This is a genomic window from Nocardia wallacei, from assembly GCF_029868745.1.
Lineage (GTDB): Bacteria > Actinomycetota > Actinomycetes > Mycobacteriales > Mycobacteriaceae > Nocardia > Nocardia wallacei_B.
Genome location: NZ_JARWOP010000251.1, coordinates 1 through 18,803, shown reverse-complemented (window position 1 = coordinate 18,803; position 18,803 = coordinate 1). Strand labels below are relative to the sequence as shown.

General features: G+C 65.0%; 4 protein-coding genes. 3 read left to right on the top strand and 1 reads right to left on the bottom strand.

Annotated features, from left to right (window positions below; translation table 11 throughout):
• The first annotated feature begins 102 nt into the window (after positions 1-102).
• Together QH470_RS22450 and QH470_RS22445 are read left to right on the top strand one after the other, a co-directional pair.
• Positions 103-540 (top strand): TipAS antibiotic-recognition domain-containing protein, encoded by a 438-nt coding sequence (locus QH470_RS22450; RefSeq protein ID WP_280274326.1) that lies wholly within the window; start codon positions 103-105, stop codon positions 538-540.
• Positions 541-929: 389 nt separating this feature from the next.
• Positions 930-2,147 (top strand): cytochrome P450, encoded by a 1,218-nt coding sequence (locus QH470_RS22445; RefSeq protein WP_280274325.1) that lies wholly within the window; start codon positions 930-932, stop codon positions 2,145-2,147.
• Between the two features lie 17 nt (positions 2,148-2,164).
• Here QH470_RS22445 and QH470_RS22440 read toward each other — a convergent pair whose 3' ends face one another.
• The gene (locus QH470_RS22440; protein ID WP_425302757.1) at positions 2,165-14,965 is read right to left on the bottom strand and encodes a PfkB family carbohydrate kinase; all 12,801 of its coding nucleotides are present in this window, start codon (positions 14,963-14,965) and stop codon (positions 2,165-2,167) included.
• A 351-nt stretch (positions 14,966-15,316) separates the two neighbouring features.
• Here QH470_RS22440 and QH470_RS22435 point away from each other — a divergent pair, with 351 nt between their 5' ends.
• The gene (locus QH470_RS22435; protein WP_280274328.1) at positions 15,317-17,194 is read left to right on the top strand and encodes a hypothetical protein; all 1,878 of its coding nucleotides are present in this window, start codon (positions 15,317-15,319) and stop codon (positions 17,192-17,194) included.
• The last annotated feature ends 1,609 nt before the right edge of the window (positions 17,195-18,803 follow it).

Sequence of the window (18,803 nt, the reverse complement as noted above, 5' to 3'; positions counted from 1 at the left end):
ACGCGCTCCCAGCTCCCCTTTCGCTTCGCCCACCCCCCGCGCCTCCCCGCCGTACTGTATGGTTTCATCTAAGCCCCCGCGCGGGGCCTGCTGCTTACCGCCTTGACGCTGGCCGCGATCTTCGGCCCCCGGTGGAACCCGGACTGGGCGGCCGAGGCTCGCCGGCGCTACGGCGACACGACGCAATGGCAGCAATACGCCGAACGCTCGGCCGCCCGAGGCCCGGCGGAATGGCAGGCCGTCGCCGACACCGTCACCGACCTCGAAAGCGCCCTGGCCGCCGCGATGGACGCGGGCGTCACCCCCGGCAGCCCGGAAGCGAATCGACTCGCCGAGCGCCACCGCGAAGCCTTCACCTCGTCGTACTTCCCCCTCACCCGCCAGATGCAGGTCTGCCTCGCCCGCACCTTCGAGACCGATCCGGGATTCGCCGCGCACTACAACAACATTCGCCCCGGCCTCGCCACCTGGTTCCGCCGCACCATCGAATCCGGCGCCCGCGCACACAACATCGACCCGGACACCGCGACCTGGCAGTAGCGCCGACTACCCGGAGGCATGGTGTATTCGCGTTTGAAGGCCTTGCCGAAAGCGAAGGGCGAGCTTCCCCCTCGGTGGGCCCGCCCTGATTCGATGGCGGACACCGGCGACTTCGCCGATCCGAATATCGGTTCCAGCGGGCTACGCTGACCGGCACCACGGACCAGCATCGGTCCGCGGCGGGTGCGGAATCCGACGCCCAGGCTGTATGCGCATATCGGGGAGGTGATGGGAAATGGCAAGGTTCATCACTGTTGCGGCCGGGCGGCTGCTGCGCTTGGACCGGGGCCGCATGGGCGGCCGGTGGACGTGGCTCTAGAGCCGAACCGTCGACGTGTCCGGCGGCCCGCCCACGGTCGCCGGACACGTTGTTCCGCAACGGAGAATTCATGCCCGCGACGCTTCGCCACCGACTGGCCTACGAGCGTGACCGCATCGGATTTCTGCGCGAGTGCCAGCACAGGTACGGGGACGTGTTCAGGTTCAGCGATACCGCGACCGTCGTCCTGGACCCGGGACTCGTCCACGAACTGTTCGTCCGCACGAACAACGAGTTCGGAATCGAAGGGCATTTGCTCGGCCCTCCGCCGAGTCGTGTCGACACCACGGGCAGGATGTCGGCGCGCAAGCGCGCCAGACGAGCGTTGTCGCACAGCGCTTTCGGCGGATATGAATCGCACGTGGTCGATCTGCTCCGGCAGACGCTCGCCCGGACCGAAGGTCGGGAGGTCGACGTGCGGCAGGTGATGACGGCATTCACCGGCCGCAGCCTGACCGATTACTGTCTCGGCTCGGACGGTGCGGGCTTGGCCGACGCGCTCGCCGACGCCGTCGCCGCGTCGGAAGTGTTCATGGGCAGTTCGCTCACGGTGCCGGCATGGTTGCCGACACCGAGTGTGCGCCGACTGCACCGCGCCGACGCACGGCTGCGACGCCTGCTCGCCGACCGGATCGACGCTCGCCGGGCAGCCCCGGCCCGCGCCGAGGCGGCCGATCTGCTCGACGTATTGCTCACCGACAGCCCGGATGCGCGGGAAGTCACAACGATGGTGGAAGCGATACTGCGCGCCTCCTACGGCCAGCCGGGTGTGACACTCACCTGGGCCGTCCTGACGCTGGCGCGCCTTCCCGGCCTCGCACAGCGACTGACCACGGACTCCGGTGATTACGCCGAGGCGTTCGTCAAAGAACTGCTGCGCATGTATCCGCCGACCTGGCTGATGGGCCGCGAGGTGTGGGAACACACCACCGTCGGCGACATCGAGGTCGGCCCCGGCGAGCAGATCATGTTCTGCGCCTATCTCGTTCACCGGGATCCTCGATGGTGGCACGACCCGGAAACCTTCGATCCCGGACGATGGCTCACTCCGGCCGCGCCGCACACGCGATACGCGTACTTCCCGTTCGGTGCCGGGCCGCGGATTTGTCCGGGCAACCATGTCGGCCTGCGGCAGCTCACCCTCGCCGTCCGGACACTCGCGCGCGAGTACGACATCACGGTGGTCGATCCGCGCGCGCCGATGGTCGCGGGTGCGCTGCTCGTGCCGAAGGGATTGCGCGCCAGGTTCATCGCACGGGCGTCCGAATCGTCGCGAGCGGTGGATTGACTCTGCGCCGAGAAGGCCTACGGGCGAGCGTATTCGGTGATCCGCGTGAACCGGTCCAGCATCATGTCGTGCCAGTCGCCACGTCCGAGCCGCTCGAACTCGGGACGCAGCTCCAGTAGCCGGTCGCGGAACCATTCGAGTTCCGGCGTGGTGACGTCGTGCGCGATGAATTCGACGGTTCGATCGGCGTGTACTCGCAGGAATCGTCGCGCGAATCTGCTCACCGTCGTCGATGAAAGTCTGGTGGCCAAGAACGCGTGGTGCTGATTACTCCAGGCGACCTGTGTCGAGCGATCGGCCATCACCCGATTACCGTCCGGAGAGCCGGTCAGCGCATCATGCAGACCCAGACCGACGGAACCGAAGTCGGCCCGTGCGAATTCGGCCTGTAGCGCGGGCGATACCGGCTCGCAGTACACGAGGTGACCGTCCGCGACGATCCGCGGCATCGGCAATCCGAACGCACGGCCCAGCCGGGACGACAGCATCGCGGCGTGCGCATCATGGGAATCTCGCAGGGTTGCGCGCACATAGGTCGCGTCGTCGTCGAAGGTGACCAGTTCGACCTTCCGCACCCCGGGAACCGTCGTCCCGGAATGGAGGAATTGCACTGATCGCTCGCCACTCGCGCGTGCCGCCTGCACCTGTTCGGCGAACCGACGCACGCCCCGGGCGGCATCCCAGGCCTTGCCGTAAACGTCCCGGTAGCGTTCCCCTTGCACGACATGCGATTCCACTTCCGGCCGCAGCGCCGCCAGACCGGCGTCGTTGGATATCCGGTCCAGGACCGGCAGGAACCGCTCGGGAACTGTTTTCCCCGTCAGGCCCATGTTTTCGACCAGTTCCGCGCGGGCCCGGTAGTAGGCCTCGGTGTAGGCGCGCAGGCCCACCGGCTCCGGGACCGCGTACCCGGCGTTTCGAAGTTGTAGCGAGGCAACAATTTCCATTGCGTGCGCGCGTGTCTCCTCGGCTGTGCGGAGGTCGATGTAGGACTCTCGCGAGAGGGTCAGCTGCTCGCGCACGAATTCGATCGTCTCCCGGTCCCGAGCCACCGCGACGTGAATCGCATGGTGCACCAGGTGGGCCATGTGTTGTTCGTCCGACATCCCGATATCGAGTACCAGCCGGCGACGGACCGGTTTGAATCCCGCCGCGGCGGGATCGGCCGTGTGCACGATCTCCACATCGCGCAGCACATCCAGCGCCCACGCTCCCACCGCGGCGCTGCCGAGTTCGGCGCGAATACGCTCCATGCGGCGACGAGTCGCTGTCTCGGCCAGGTATAGCGGGGCCGACTGCGGCGGTTTCCGAGATTCGACCGGTCGTGTGGTCGTCCAGACGTACGACTCACCGTCCGAATGCACCTTCACATGACAGTATTCGACCCGTGCGCCCCGGGCCGCGGCAGCGACCCGGGGATCGGACAACACGATTCGGTGCTCGCCCGGCTCGCTCACGATGACCAGCCGCGCCGATGTGCCGGGCAGAAGCACCGCGTTATCCGAAATACGTTGCGCTTCCGGAAGATCGCTCGTCAGCCGGTCGACGACATCGGCGACGACTATGTCCCGCATGACTTTCAGCCGACCACTCCGGATCGAAGCCTCCGACTTGTCGAGTTCGTCGGCCAGATCCGACAGTTCCCGCAACTTGTGCTGCACGCGCCGGAGTTCCGGTCGCCGTTCCGGCGTCCGCACCAGTTCCGCGTCCAGCGAGGCGATATCGCGCGCGACGTGAGCCCTGAGCACCGAGGTGGCACCGGCGGCGATACCGTATTCGGCCGCCATTTCCGACAGCCGCCGAGAGAGTTGCTGTTCCGCGACGACATCACTGTCGTGTCGCAGAACAAGATGCCGCATTCGTTCCGCACCTGCCGGTGTCAATTCGTAATGCCGGGGCTGACCGGCATCGACGGCATCCCCCCAGGACGGCTGGGTCACGCCGTATTGCATACGGACGCGAGCACGATCCCAGATCTCCTGGTAGTGCAGGCGGTAGTTGCGGCGTCCGTCTTTCCAGCGGAACGAACCGACAACCTGCTCGGCCGCTCGTATAGCGGACGCATGGGCCTGCTCGTGTATCCGAGCAGCTGTCAGCCCGGATTTCGCGCGGCGGGCGACCGCCTTGTCATACGCCGCATCGTAGGCGTCTTCGATCGGCCCCCGCGGAATTTCGAACCCCCGCGACCGCAACTCGACCGCCAACTCCATCGACCGCCGGAAGCACGCCGTCTCCTCCGCGACCATGGCCCGAACATATTCCGCGCGCGACATCGACAGCGGATCGCGAACCGAGCGATTCCGGGCGAAGAACTCGGCATGCACCGACTCGTGGGCCAGAATCAGTGCCTGTGCGACATAGTCGTTTCCGGACGTGTAGACAGTGGCAGCATGCTCCACATTGTTCCAACTGCCGCCGATAGAGCGATCCGAGCTCATGTACACGAAGCGTTCATCGACCCGCATCGACTCCAGCGATTCCAGCACCCGACGACCGACCTCCGTATACCGCAGCAGTTCCCGGACCTGATCCGACATCGCGTCCAGGGCGTGCCCGCCGTGCGCCCGCCATTCACCGGAATCAATTCCGGCACCGTCGGCACGTTCGGCCAGTAGCGCCGAGTCCACCGCGGAATCGCCTGCCGCGGAGATCCCGGCGGGCGCGCTCCACGGCGTCCGGGAATCGCGGCCGGACATCCCGTCGTCGTCCGGCCGAGTACCGATCGGAAACCTCGGGCCATCACCATCCGGTTCACCGTCGTCCGGCAACCCTGTATCCGGCCGAGGTGCCGGGTCTTCTACCCGACTCGAAGGCCTCGAGGACTCTCGGCTCGTCTGCGTCCACGGTGTGGGCCGCGGCTTGTCCCGCACCACGGGGGACGTCGTCGGCAGGCTGAAGCGGTAGCCGGTATCGGCCCATTCGATCAGGTCATTGCCCTTCTCTCCCAGCTTGTTTCGCAGGTTGTATACCTGGGACTCGAGGCGATTGGGTTTCGGCGAGACATCGCCCCAAACCTCGTTTTCGATCTCCTCCCTCGACAGGACGCGGCCGGCGGCCGCCATGAGAGTCATCAATAGATCGAATTCGGTTCGGGTGAGGTCTATTTCGTGATCCCCGACCCACACCCGGCGTGCACTCGGCGACAACCGGACACCGCTACGGTCGAGCATTCTCGGATCCGAAGCAACGTTCGCGTCGACAATCGCCCGGTCGGAGGGCAGGCCATCGAAACGCCAACCCACATCTTCGAGGCGCACCACACAGGTGCGGGCATCGAGTCGGTTCCGCAGTCCGATGGCCGCGAAATTGATCGTCTTCGGAGACACGGTGCGCTGCCAGAGTCTCTCGAGATCATCCAGCGTGACGACATGTCCGGGCCGCTGCGTCAATGCCGAAAGTAGAGCGAATTCGGTGGGACTGAGCGGTGTCTCTTTTCCGGCGACCGTTACCCGCTCCGCCGACCGATCCAGTTCGAAACTGCCGATCCTACTTACTGTTTCCCCCGGCACCGTCGGATATTCCGTGGACGGCGAACGGTCCATCGCGACCGCATCGGTGTCGTCATTCTTCCGGGCACTCTCCGCTGCCGCGCGCTGGTCCGGTCCGCCACGCTCCGCATCGATGAGTTCGGCCAACCGGCGAACGGCAGACAATTCGAAAGCCGCCAGGAACTCCGGGTCCTGTCGCAACTCCGTCGCCGCATCGACCACCGGCAGTCCACGCAGGAAACGTGCCGTCAGGCACCTCCGCGCCGCGGGAGTCAGACCCAGGCGGCCGCTCTCCCATTCCGCCGGAGTCATCGTTTGCAGCACCCGCCCGACAACGTCACGCTCGACATAGGCGGTGTGATCGGACCGGATACCTTCCCGCAGCCGCTCGACCATCACAATATCCGCCACCGCGAAGATATCGTCCACACTGCTCCGGCCACCGGAAACGATCCCGTCGCGAGCCACCCGATTCATCACCTCGCCGGTGATCGCCTGCGCCACCGCGCCATTCGCCACAACACGCTGCACCCGCCCGAAAACCGCGCGCCGGAGCAGATCATCGGTGCCGTGCCGCTCATCCGACCTCTCCGCCTCATCGTCACCGCCAGTGGTGGTCGACAGATCATCGGACTCGTCCGCCTCGGCCGGCACGACATCGGTCGAGGAATCGAATGACATGGCGATTCGGGCATCGATCAGTGGGCTCAGATATCCGACGTTACCGGGCCATTCCGCGACGGGATCGGGGCTGACGTCGCCATACCCGCGGTCCTCGACGGCCGGCTCCCGGGTATCAGCCAGGCGCCGTGCCAGCCGATCAACATACTGCCCACGATAAACTGGGTCGCCCAGGGCAATAGGAAACAGATTCCTTGCCCAATGCAACTCCTCTTTCGACGCTGTATTGGAGGCTCCGATATCTCCATCCTGCACGCTCCGCGCACCCAATCCCACTACGCCCTCGACACCCACACCGTGCCACTTGGCAATCGACTCGCTTCTTCGCAGCGCAACCGAATCGGCGAGCAGCGCATCCAGATCGCGGCTACGCCCGAGTAGTTCGAGATCCTGCATCATCACCGTCGCGCCTATAGTCAAAAAGTTACCCAACGTGACGGTATCCAGTCGCGACATCTCGGGGTTGTCCGGATCGGGCAGATACACCCCGTTACGTACTCCGGCGAGAATCAGGGACATATAGAGTAGACCGGTGTAATCCATGAGCTCATGAGATTTCGGATTCTTCGGGTCCACAGCCACGATGGGCAACTTCGCCACCACCCGCGCGAATTCACAGTACTGCGGATCCAACGGCGTGCGCCTTTCCTCCGGAAACAGCGCCTCCAACCGCAGCTCTGGTGGCAGGTACCTGGCCGCGAAACGATCCATCATCTCGAGTTTGCCGATTGCCGCCACCCGAGATTCGTGCCACTCCAGGAAGGCCGCTGCCGCTTTACCGGCACGCTGCTCGGGTTCCAGCTTGGCGAATCCTTTGGTAATCGAGGCCATGAAGGCATCGAACAACTCCGGAGTATCATTAGCCGCCACCACTTGCCTGAACCGCTCCAGCACAATACTCGAGTTCTCCTTGCCCTCACCCTTCTTCATCAACTCCCGGTATACGGCAGCGGGTGACACCGCACCGGAGAAATCCGGATACCCTGCCGGATCGATTATCTCCTCGGCGGCACGGAGCAAGGATCTCGCCTCGGCCACTTTCCCGGCTACTGAATCTATGATCCCACTCAGATCATGTGGTCCTTCTTCCAGCGCTATCGCATCGTCGATCTCCTTGTTTTTTATCACTTTATATTGGTCGAATATCTCCTCCGCGAACGAGCGCACCCCGTTGGTGATCGGCGACAAGAATCTTTCGAAGAAATAGGCCAAGCCCGCCCCAGGTGGCACCAGGAGCGCGCCCCAAAAGGTGAAGGGGAGTTCTGCGATCGCCTGAAACAGCCCCTTCAGAATATACGGGCCGGCGCCGACCCACTTTCTTCTCGCATCAGCCAGCGGGGCCGGAAGAGCCAGCCGTGGATCGAACAGTTCGATCGCCTCCCGCACATCGTCATCCCACTGCTTTTGCTGGTAATCGTGATTTCGCTGCGTCCGGGTAGCACGTTCCACCCCCGTGTAACTCGAAACTTTACGATTCACTGCGGACGAGACAAAGTGCCACCACACCCACACCGCACCCAGCACCCCGAGCCAAGGGTCACCCAACGCCCACGTGATCAAGGCGCCGGCGCCCGCCGAGCCCACCGGCGACATCCAACCCGTATTGCGCACCGTCGCATTGCTGGGTGAGTTCACGGGCGACATCCCGGTGCGCAACGCAGCGGGGCCGAACCCGTACCGTTCGATCAGATCGGCCATCGCACGGATGGTTCGATACATATCGTTGAGTCGACCGATGAGTTCGGGCAACGCACGCTTGTCCTGAGCGCCTCGTTCGAGAGCCTTTACCCGTCGAGCCAAGAGAGAGGTTTCGTCTCGCAGCCGGATGTACAAGTTGTAGAACTCGCCGCGGCCGGTCACGGCCAGCGTCTGTGTCGTCAGACCTTCGGGAACCGAGTACAAGGGCTTGATCTGCGCTGATCTCACACCGTCCAAAAGGCCCTTCAAAGCGTTCCGGACACCCATTCCGCCGAGCAGCGCGGGGTTGATCGGAACGCCGAATCTCCCGAGGATCAGGCTTCCGCCCAGCCGCGCCACCGTGTCGAACAGCCTGCCCAGAAATACCGAATAAAATTCCTTCTTGCCGTCGGTTTGATAGAGAAAATGCAGAGGAGCGGTATCTTCCTCGTTTCTTCTGTACACAAAATTGACGTAAACCCAGTACCGAGAGCGGGCGAGATATATCGAACCGGTCAGACTTCCCGTCCCGCCGCGAAGTTGATAGTCTACGGAATCGGCCAAGGGCGCGGTAAGGGCATTCGATGAAGACGCTAGCAGGGCCATTCCGTAATGCAGCGAGAACGGCGGTGCGGCTTCGGGGTGCAGGGTCTGGGGGGTCCGGATTTTCACGGGGCCCCAGTGCCGTCGTATCGACTCCTCGAACCGGGTTGATTCCGCGCGTAGTGCGGCAAGGCGTTCTTTCCGCAGGGCCAAGGGCCCGCGAGCGTATTCCAGGCGACGAAGGACCTCGGCTCGCCGACGGAAGAAATGACGCTGTTGCCGGTACGATCGCGGTTTCCTTGCCAGCATCGTGTCGTAAGCCTGTCGTATCGCACCGTCCACGCGGGCGGGCCAGGTAGCTACCAGCGTGCCTTTCGCGTCACGGACATACCGCGGATCCTTCGACGTCACCTTCCCGTGCTTGAGGTGAATGCTCACGGCCTGGACGAGCACATGGACGAGCGCCTCCGAGACCGCGTGCTCGAGTTCGAGTGTCAGCGCGCCACGTGGCGACAGGATCTGCTCGTCCAGAAGCAGCCCGCCGGACGAACTCACTATCAGGCGGCCATGTTTCGGATCGACCCGGATATCGAACCTTGCGTTTGGCGCGTCGGTGAACGTCATCGTTACCGACCGGGCCACGTTTTCAAACTTGAGTGGGACACTCCGTGTCCCTTCGATGGTCCGAACCTCCACCCCGTCGCCGTATTGCACGGTCCCGTACTCGACGCCGACGGTAGTGACGCCCAGCAGCCGCAAACTCCCGACCACTACGCTCATCGCGTGTCCGATCAGCCCCTGCGCCTTCTCCGGATCAGGGGCGGCTTCGGGCGCCAGCGACTCTTCCCACAACGCGGGATCCCGACGGGTGGAGACCCCGGCCACCACACCGATCCAGTCACTGCCGGGGGCCGGTTTCGTCAGTCGGACCAGGACCTCGGTGACCTTCGGCTGACGCCACCCTGCCACCGCCGAGTCGGGTTCGTACCTCGACGTCGAGTCGGGTGCATTGTCGACTGTCCGGTCGTCCCTACGTTCGAATTCCCGGAACGCGAAAGTTCGTGTGCCGCGTATGCGTTCGTCAGCGGTGGTGACCTCCGTGCACTTCGGGTACCGACGCAGTAGCGGCAAGACCCGAGGATCCGTCTCCGTCTCCGCCAGTTCGGCGAACGCTTGCGTCCGCCGATGGGCGTTCCCGAGTTCGGCGAACGCATCGGCTCCGGCCACGATCGCCCGTGCGAGATCATCGGCATCCGACAGCGCCGCCGTGTCGTGCAACCGCACCCAACCCGGCGAAGCCGCCCGCGGCCACACCACCGACGCCGACCTGACCTCAGGCCAGCGACGCACCCCCCAGCCGGACTCCGGCTCGGGACGAGCGTTTTCGGCTGCCCGGCGCGCAGCCGCGGCAGCGAGTTCAGGGAACGCTGCCACGCATTCGTCGATGCTCACGCCATTTTCGGAGTATTTGTCCAGATAATTGGACAGGTAGACGCCCACTGTCTCCACCGATGCCGCGACGCGCCCCGATTCGTGGTCATCCATCATGGTGGTGGTCGTCTTCGCAGCTTCCGCGGCCTTCGCCAGCGATGCGCCGGATTTCTGCCGAAGATATTTCAGGTACTCCCCAGCCCGGCGATATCCCTCGGGGAAACACGGTGTTCCCGGGGCCAAGGCCCGCAGATACGCCTCGACGTCTTCCATCGTCGGGCTCTGGGTCCCCGTCTCGATCCGCTCGAGCTTTCCCGGCGCCCACTCGGTCTTCTCGGTGATGAAGCGCGGTTCCAGACCGGCACCGATACGCAATGCCGCAAGACACACACCTTCCCTTTCACCGTCACCCCCCTGAATCGCCGCCAGCCGCGCCCGCTCCACTGCCGGAGCCGGCATCAACGACGCCAATCCCCGCAGATACCAAAACAACTTATCCTGCGACAGCTCCACATATTTTTGTACTTTCTTCCCGGTCTCCGGGTCTATCGCCCACCCGGTCTCCAGCCCGGTCTCCCACGCATCCAGCTCCGCCACCGACAATCCCAGTCGTGCCGCGAGCTGTTCGGGCTCGATCCCGGCCCGCTCCCGCACCGACCGCAGATTCAGACCCACCTGAGACGAGGGGCCGGCCAACTCGGGGAAGAAACTCGCGGCGAGAGCCGCATACCACTCCCTGGCGCCGGGCATATTTCGCAACAGCGCACGCACCTGACCGATACTCAGCTCCGCCCCGTTTTCCACGTCCTGCCAAGTACCATCAGGCGCGTCGATCAGACGATCCATCCTCTTGAAACTCTGCGTGCCGCGAACAGCACGCGCCCAATTCGCGACGGAATCATGGGAATGCGGATGCCGTCTCAGCGCAGCCTTCCGCTGCTGCTCTGCTGTCTCCACCGGCCGCCGCAGCACCAGCTCACCGTCCACCTCGGTGTAGCCGCTGGCCCACAATCGCTGCCGGCGGCCGAGCAGACCCGCCTCGGAACGCGGCCCCTCATACAGGACCGTCCTCCTCCCGCCGCCGAGCGGCCGGAGGTTCAGGCCACCCACCTGCTGAGCTATCGCAATCGCGGACTGGTCCTTCTCCGGATCGACCAGCACGCTGAATCGGGTTTCCTGCCGATTCAGCAGGAACGTGCTCAGCAACGCCTCCCCGATACCGAACCCGCGCATGTTCTCATCCACCAGCAGGGTCGTGATATGGACATTGGGCTCCGGACGCCGGGGGTCCAAGGCATGCCGCCCTCCCCGCACCTCGTGTCCACGCAGGTCGGAATATCCCGGAAATTCTTGCTTCCGCCGCCCGAGGCACATTCCGACGAGCCGCCCACCGGACACGGCCACCATCGCCCCCCAATGACCCGCCGCATCCGCCCACTCCCCCACATCGAGCCGGGACAGGTCGTCATCGCCGCTACTCCGGTTCAACTCGACCGCCGAAAGCGCCAGCGAGGTGAGTTCTGGGCCTGTCACGTACCGGAAAGTCACATCGCCCGGGAGTTCACCGAGCGGACGCGCAGACCCGGCCATCTCCGCCTGCGTCCCCGCCGGCCGCCGCAGCACCAGATTCTCGTCCACGGTGGCGAATCCCCGCTCCGCCAAACGACGTTGCCGGCCCTGTAACTCTTCGACAGACCGCGAGCCCCGGTACAGCCGGGAGTCATAGGGTATTTCGTCGTCCCGGTCACGGTGCCCGAACTCACCGAAATCCTCGATCCCTACTCGTTCCACCACTGCGATCGCCGGCTTGTCGGCCACGCCCACGTACACACTGAACTGCGATTCATCCCGGTGCAACAGGAATGTATTCAACATCGCATCAGCAATACCGAGCCGCCGCATGCCCTGGTCCACCACCATCGCGGTGACATGAACATTCGACTCTTCGAAACGAGGCTCCACCACGCCATAATTAGCCGTCGATGTTTTGGATTTCCGCAAAGCCAGATGCGTTCCACTGAGTTCCTGCTTGCGCTGCCCGAGACAGAATCCGACGAGGCGCCCACCCGGACCACCCGCTTCGGCCACCACCGCCCCCCACGCCTCCGCCTCCACTGTCCACGACTCCAGACCGAGCCGCCCCGGACCACCCTCCCAGTTGTCCCTGTCCAGATCCACCACGGAATCCCGCAGCTCAGCAAGCTCCGGACCCGTCACATACCGGAAAACGACATCGTCTTCGGTCCGCCGCTCCGCCTGTGGCGAACCGGGTACGTCATCCTGGTCGACATCTCCGTTCGGCCGCGTGCCGATAGTTCGTCCTTGGAGGCCATCTTCCGGCGAATCATCGGGCGGTGCCGAGTCGTGGGGCGCGTCCTCCTCCGCCCGGACGGTCCCACGACCGTCGAAGCGCCAACCTCCGTCCTCAGATGCGATGAAGCCGTCGTCGCGCCGCCCCTCCGAAATCGCATCACCCGGCGGGCTCCTGACCGTCCCGAAGCGGTAGCCTCCCCCCGGCACCGCAGTGATCAATCCGTCTGTGCGCAGCTTGTTCTTGAGTCTGCGCACGAGCACACTGAGCGAATTCCGGTTGAGAAGCGGTTCGCCCCATACCGCCTCCTCGATCTTCCTCCGACTGACGGCGTGCCCCGGTTCCCGGGTCAGGATATCGAGTAGCGCGAATTCATTGCTGCTCAAGTGATTTTCGATGACATCATCGCCGTCGACAACCCACACCCGCCGTCGCGCCGAATCCATCCGGACAGGGCCGACACTGAAGATCGCGGAACCCCACGGCGCATGCCGCTGTGCATCCAGATCCGCAGCGAACGGCATCGAGGTGAGACCACCCGGGCGTGCGATCGTATGGGCCGCGGCCGACAGGGCGGCTCGGATTGCCGCGTCGATGGAGTCGCCCGATTCCAGACGCACGGCGAGTGTCGCGGTGAAAGAGTCACTCGCGCCGATCGTTTCCACTACGGCATCGACCGGGTGTGCCGGGTACAGCTGTGTATGTCCGTCGTGCCACACGGCGCACCCCGCCGCACCGAGGGTGACGACGATCGTGGGTACGCCGAACGCTTGGAACAGGCGCTGGGGCAGCTGGTGCGCGGGGATCGTGGCCGCGTCGTCGTCCACCGCCGCCAGCAGTGTTCGGGCCTCGATCTCGTTGGGCACGAGCACATCTGCCATGCTCACCGTGTCGGTCGAGAACCGTTCGGGCGCCGGTGCCGGTTGCAGCACGACTCTCGTGCCGTTGCGCCGTGCCATCGCGCAGACTTCCGCGATCACGGCGTCCGGAACTTCGGCTGTGATCACCGCGACATCGGCGGCGGCGATGGCCGAGGCGGCGCGCTCGACGTCGGCGGCGGTCAGTTTGACGCCTGGCGAGGTGTGCTCCAGGAACGACGCATCACCGGCCGCGGTATCGAGCAGGCAGACGACGGTTTCGGTCGGTGCCTCGTCCTCGATCCGTACCCAGTCGGCTCCGATGTGCTCGCGCCCGAGCACCTCCTCGATCTGGGTTCCCGGAATGTCGCGGCCGAAGGCTGTCACCAATTGCACCGCGGCACCGAGGCGCGCGGACTGGGTCGCCAGATTCAGCCCTTTCCCGCCCGGATTCATACGCACGGATTCAGCGTCGGCCGAATCACCGGCCCCGGGGAATTCGCGGTAGCCGACGATGAAATCGGCCACGGCGCTACCGAATACGATGAGCCGCGGCCGACCCGACGCTTGGCGGTCCACTTCCGACGGGGCTGTGTCGGTGTCGGGCTCCATCCGGCTCGGAGCGTCGTCCGGAAACTCCAGTGGGCGTTCGGGATCCGTTTCGGTGGCGGTCGGGCCGATGGCTGCCCAAGTCGGCAATACCTCCGAGAGCAGGGCCGCAGTCTCGGTTACATTCGGAACCGCCGTGCTGCCCGGTTGCGCCAGCCGATGCACCACGACGTCGCGCTCACCCGCCTCGACCGCATCATTGATCGCCCCGACCACATCGTCCGACACCTCGGGTGCGATCAATACCGCGTCGGCGGCCTGGAGGTCCGCCAGATTCTGCTCGATATCCTCGACGGTGACGTCCAGCGCGGAGGGCGCGAACCGCAGCACGGATTCCCGGCCGTCCGCCAAGACTATGCGGATCAACCCGGCGGACGAGGCGCCCGGCGCGACACGGACTCCGCCGGAACCGATTTCGTGCCGAAGGGCAGCCTGGGTAGCGTGCCCGAACGCGTCCTCGCCGACCGCACTGATGACGGAGACCTCCGCGCCGAACCGCGCCAGCGCGACCGCCTGGCGCAGCGCCACCCCGCCGGGAGCGACACGCATCGCCTCGGTGAGAGCCGCCGCGCCGGGCCCCGGCAACTCGTTCGCCTCGATGGTGCATTGGTAGGCAGAGGAGCCGACAACGACAATGCGGGGGTTCTCCGGCTCGACAGACGGGTCGGGCTCGTCGTCCGGCAGGGCAACCGCCAGTTCGGGGGTGACATTCGGCCCGTTGAATCTTGTGACGAGATGATGAATCGCCCACTGCGGACTGCCGACTTCTACGCCGTTGACCTCCGCATCGGCGAAACCTACGGCCAATGCTTCGACCGGGTCTAGTTCGATGGTGTCCGATATTTTGAGCGCATAGCCGGGCAGTCGCCCGATCCAGAGTTGATAAGGCTCTCGGACCAGACCCAGGCGCTGCAACTCGGCGTGCGTCTCCGCCAGCACCGTCGGCAGCGTCCGTGTGAGTAGACCGCGCTGCGCGTGGTCGATCGCGTGCACGAACTCGTGGATGACGATATCGCGGAATGGTCGATTGCTGACTACATTGTAATTCTCCTGCCTGTCCTCCTCCAGGGCGCTCGCCAAACGGGCCGGATCCGCGGCGTAGTCGAAGGATATTGCTATCCATTCGGTTCGCTCGGGGGCATCTTTCGGGCTCGGAACAGCGAGCCCGTATGTTCTCGGCCGATCGAGTAGATCGATCCGAAGTCCACGGATATTGGACATCACCTGCAAAGCGTTGTCGGGCGATTGCGCGAACCTGGTCAGCAGATCTTCCAGTGTCGTGACGATCTCCTCGACCACCTCGACAGCCACCGCGGGGTGATCGAATCCGGAGATGGTGAAGTACGGATGGGCCTGGTTGAAATCCTCGACCAACCGCGCCTTCCGCTGCGACTCCTCGGAGAGCCCGGCGAAGTGCAGTGACTCCTCCGGGTCGACCGGGCCGTGCCGTTCGACAGCGGCGAGCCAGGCGGTAGCCCGATCGTGTACATCGGTCAGGTCGTAGGAATTGAATTCGTCCCGCCATGACGCCAAAACACGCCGCAGGTCGAGGAACTCGGCACGGGGAATGGGGTGATCGTGCCAGACCGGGCTGCCTCGGTCGTCGAGAGTAACGAACATCGCGGACGCCGAACCGTGATTTCCTGTGAGCGCGTGCAGGAGTTGTCGCAGTGCCGCGGGTCGAGACTCTGGCTCGTGCGTTGCGGTAACGCGTTCACGCACAAGGGATCTGTCCGAGCCAGGGTAGTAGTGGGGCCACGTGACCGGAGCCTTCATCTGCACACCGATCCGCCCGAACAACAACGCCTCGCGCGCACGCTCGGCGTCGGGATAGGTCTCCCGAATGAGTTCGGTGCCGTTCGCGAACGTCACCGATTCGACCGTCACTTCGGGCGTGCTCTCGACCACTCGGGTCTCGACAATCTCGTGCCGGAGGGCTGCTTCGACACGACCGCCCCGCCCCTGCCCCGCGGACTCATGCGTGTCCCGAACACTCGGAGTCGGGTCGCCTGCGTCGGGCTTGTTTCCGATCCGCCGATCCGGCGCCCAGGAGGGGCCGTCATCCGACAGTGCGACGTCGAGGTCGGGGGTTATCTCCGGCGCCTGGAGGGTGGTGACGAAATGATGGATCGCCCATTGCGGGCTGCCGATCTCGGCATCGCCGGCCTGAGCGAAACCGGCGGCGAGCGCTTCGGGGAGATCGAGGTCAAAGCTGTTCTGGTCTTCGAAGACGTATTCGGGCAGGCGGGTGATCCATTTCTCGTACCGCTCCAGAACCAGGCGCTGGGCCTGGAGTTCGCTCCACGTCTTTTCCAGCATTTCTTGCAGCCGTCGGGTGAGCCGGTTGTCGTGTATGTGATCGATCGCGTACGCGAACTCGTTGGTGACGAGGTCGCGGAACGGGGAGTCATGGCCCTGTTCGAGGTAGGTCCCCCGGCTTCGCTGTCCGGATCGCATCCGGGGTACGAGGTCGGAGGCGTAGTCGAAGGACAATTCGATCCATCGGGTGCGCCCGCCAGGCCCCGGCACCGCCCAGCCGAAGGCCGGCCGTTCCTCGAAGAGATCGATGCGCATCCCGCGGATACGGGATATCGGTTGTTCACCACCACTCGGTGTCCGCGCGTATCGCGTGAGCAACTCGTCGAGCGTCGTCAGAAGCTCGTCGACAGCTTCGGCCGTCAGGTCCGGGTGATCGAGACCGGCAAGGGCGAAATTCGGATGGCGCAGAGTGAATTTCGCGAACAGGCTGGCCTTCTCACGGGTGGACATCTCGGCTCGATTGTCCGGCGAGTGCCGTTCTGCGGCCGCCAGGCCGGTCAGGAGGCGGTCGTAGGCCTCGGCCGATCCGTAGGCGGCGAACCGTTCCTGCCACTGTCGCAGACTGTTCCGGAGTCGTGCGATCCACGGGCCGGGCACGGTGTGATCGAATTCCGCCGAGCCGGGCCCGGACCCGGCCGTCACGGCGTGGAACAGTTCGAGCAACTGCTCGGACTCGGGATTCGACTCCGACGGCCCGGGGGCGGGTTCGCGGAACAGCGAATTGCCCGCATCGGGGAATCCGCGGCGCACTCTCGTCGGCAGGCCGGCGTCGTGCGCGACCTGCGTGAGCAACCACGCCAGTTTCGCGCTCCGGGAGTCGGGATACGTCTCCCGGATACGCTCGGTGCCGTCGGCATAGGTCACCGACTCCACGGTCATTTTCGGCGAACTTTCGATCAGCCGGCTTCCGACCACAGCGGCCTGGGGAGGCTCGTCACCACGATCTCCGAATATCACCTCGACTCCGCTGGGCAGTTCGATTTCGAGTTCCGGGGTGATCTCCGGCGGCACGCCGGCGGTGACGAAATGGTGGATGGCCCATTGCGGGCTGCCCACCACCGCGCCGTTGATTTCCGCGTCGCTGAAGCCTACCGCCAGCGCCTCGGCCGGATTCAGATCGCCAGGGCGTGATTTCTCCATCGCATATCGCGGCAGGCGGGCGATCCACTGATCGTAGCGCTCCGGCATCATGCCCGCGGCCCGCAATTTCTCCCAGATCTGCTCGAGCATCTGCGGCAGCTCCTGCCGGAGTCGCTCATTCTGCGCTTGGTCGACGGCGTGCACGAACTCGTGCACGATCAGGTCACGGAATGGCTGATCGCTGCCCACATTGTAATGCGTACGCCAGTGTCTCTCGGATTGCCGCAGCGCCCGGTCCCGGTCGAAGGCATACTCGAACGCGATATCTATCGATTCGGTCCCCCTGCCGCCACGGGTTATTGCGTGTCCGATCACCGGTCGCCCCGAATCCAGAAAATCGATCCGTAATCCGCGAATATTGGTCATCACCGGCCCGCGGCCATCGGGTGTCTGCGCGAACTTCGTGAGCAATCCGTCGAGCGTGCGCACGATTTCCTCGACCACATCGTAGGCGATATCCGGATGATCGAATCCTGAGATGGTGAAATAGGGGTGGCTCGAGGTGAAATCCTCGACCAGCCGCGCCTTCCGCTGCGCTTCGATCGTGAGTCCGGCGAGGTCGAGTACCTCGCCCCGGTGCGAATGCCGCCCGGCAGCGGCCAATTCGGCCATGATTCGGCTGTAGGTATCGGCATGTCCGTGCCTGGAGAATTGTTCCTCCCACTGCCCGACCAAGATCCGCATGTCGGCGATGCGGCGGCTCGAAATACTGTGGTCGAGCCAGGTACGACCACCGCTGTCGTCCGGCACGACGAACTCCGCCGCGCCCGGGCCGAAGCCACTCGTCACCGCATGGAACAGCCCGAGCAGCTGTGCCGCCTCGGTACCCGGATCGGGAATTTCGGCGACTCCGCGAAAAAGGGAATCCTCGTGCTCGGCGATTCTGACAGCCGGTGCAACCGGAGCCCCCATTGCGCGACCGACCTCAGCGAGCAGCCACGCCTCCGTCGCTTCCCAGGGATAGGGGTACGTTTCCTTGATCAGCTCGGCACCGTTCGCGAAGGTAACCAGTTCGACCGTCTTGCCCGGCGTTCTCTCGATCGTCCGGACCGTCACGACATCGTGCCGGAGGGCTTCGGTGACCCGGTCGGAGAACCGCTCGGCATCTCGCACTTGCCGACCGGAAGAATTCCATGGTGTCGGCAACCGTCGAGCTTCGGCAGACGGCTCGTCGGCAGCAGGTCCCTCGGCGTGGTTTCCGTCGGGGAAAAGCTCCATTGCGGCATTCAGCGCATCCGCCGGAATACGGCCGGCCTCGTGGAGCCTCCGCAAATAGAAGTGGCCGGCACGGTTTCTGCGCCAGGCCGCCGCGGCACGGGTGGGCCAGCCGGCCGGTGCCTCGAACTCCGCCCATGTCATTCTTCGATAGAGGCGAGTGGCGGGGGGGGGGGGGGGGGGGGGGGGGGGGCGCGGGCGGGCGCGCGGGGGGGGGGGGGGGGGGGGGGGGGGGTGGGGGGGGGGGGCGGGGGGGGCCCCCCCCCCCGCGGCGAGCGCGAGGCCGATCAGCCGGTCCGCGCACTCGTCGACGCCGGCGAACTCGCGCAGGGTCTCGGCCAGGGTCGGGTCCTCGACGAGGTCGGTCAGGCCGTCGGAGCACAGC